Source organism: Exiguobacterium sp. UBA3968, assembly GCF_002385115.1.
In the GTDB taxonomy this organism is placed as follows: Bacteria; Bacillota; Bacilli; order Exiguobacteriales; family Exiguobacteriaceae; genus Exiguobacterium_A.
The window spans coordinates 421-1,710 of record NZ_DGCW01000006.1; the positions used below are offsets into that span (position 1 = coordinate 421).

The following is a 1,290-nucleotide window of genomic DNA, read 5'->3' on the forward strand; positions in this document are numbered from 1 at the left end:
AATGAGACGAGATGATGGGGATGGTCAAGCAAGTACCGCGTCATGTCGACCAATCGACCACTTCTCCGAATTTTCATTTGTTTCGTTCCACCTCTCCGTAATTCCGAATATTCAATAGTGAATATATCATTTTCATACGGATATTATCAATGGTTTTCGCCTAAAAGACGAACGACGTAGACTTCGTTACAAAAGCCGCGTAATCCATTATAGAGACGTTGTGCCCGATTTTCATGCTCCGTTAGAGCAAAGACCGTCGGACCACTTCCGCTCATCAAGACGCCTTCTGCGCCACAACTTGCCATGAATTCCTTGATTTGCTCGACTTCTGGGTGCATCGGCAACGTGACCGCTTCGAGAACATTACCGAGTGATTGGCAGATGGCTTGGAAATCTTGCGCCTTCACCGCATCAATCATTGCTTCGACGTTCGGACGTTTTGCCGTGTTCAAATCGAGGGCACCATAGACGTCAGCTGTTGAAACACCGATCGTCGGTTTAGCAAGAACAACCCAGCATGGGGGTGGTGAGACAAGTTTTTCTAGCTTCTCTCCGCGACCCGTTGCAATCGCTGTTCCACCCATGACACAAAACGGGACGTCAGAGCCCACTGCTGCGCCGACTTCCGCCAACTCTTCAAGCGTCAAACCGAGTTGCCACAACTCATTTAATCCGCGTAACGTCGCTGCCGCGTCACTGGATCCACCAGCGAGTCCGGCTGCAACTGGAATGTGTTTCTCTAAGAAGATCTCTACTCCTGTCTTGACGTCGTATTTTTCTTTTAAGATCGCTGCTGCTTTATAAGCAAGATTACGTTCGTCGTTCGGAACGTAAGCATGCTGGGCATTCATTCGAATTTCTCCTGACGGCAGCTCCGTCAATTCTAGACGGTCTGCCAAATCGACTGTCGTCATCACCATATGTACATCGTGATAGCCGTCCGGGCGCTTTGCCGTCGCATCCAGGACTAGGTTGATCTTGGCCGGAGCCTTTACAATAATCGTCATCGTGCCGTTCCTCCTCTAGTTCGTTTCCTGTAGGAATTGTATCAACCTTTCCACAAAAAAAGAAGCGAACATTTTGTCCGCTTCGGAAGGTAAGTTTACGAATTCGCAAATTCGATTTGTACGGAGTCTGTTAGCACGTCGGCGTAGCTATAAGAAACTCGCTCGACATTGTGGCGCTCTGCGTCTAGCTTGACTACAAACACCGAAGGATACGTCTCAACGAGCGTTCCGATTCGGGTTACGACCTTTTTACGACCGCCGCTTGCTTTTAGCGTCAGTCTTT

Annotated in this window: 2 protein-coding genes; both read right to left on the bottom strand. The window is 48.9% G+C overall.

The annotated features are described in order from the left end of the window. Window positions 1-146: 146 nt before the first annotated feature. Window positions 147-1,007, bottom strand: a complete 861-nt coding sequence (ispE, locus tag B3S86_RS12655) for a 4-(cytidine 5'-diphospho)-2-C-methyl-D-erythritol kinase (protein WP_035413228.1) — start codon at window positions 1,005-1,007, stop codon at window positions 147-149. A gap of 95 nt (window positions 1,008-1,102) precedes the next feature. Further along, a partial coding sequence (locus B3S86_RS12660) for a Veg family protein (RefSeq protein WP_290753362.1) occupies window positions 1,103-1,290 on the bottom strand: 188 nt, incomplete at its 5' end.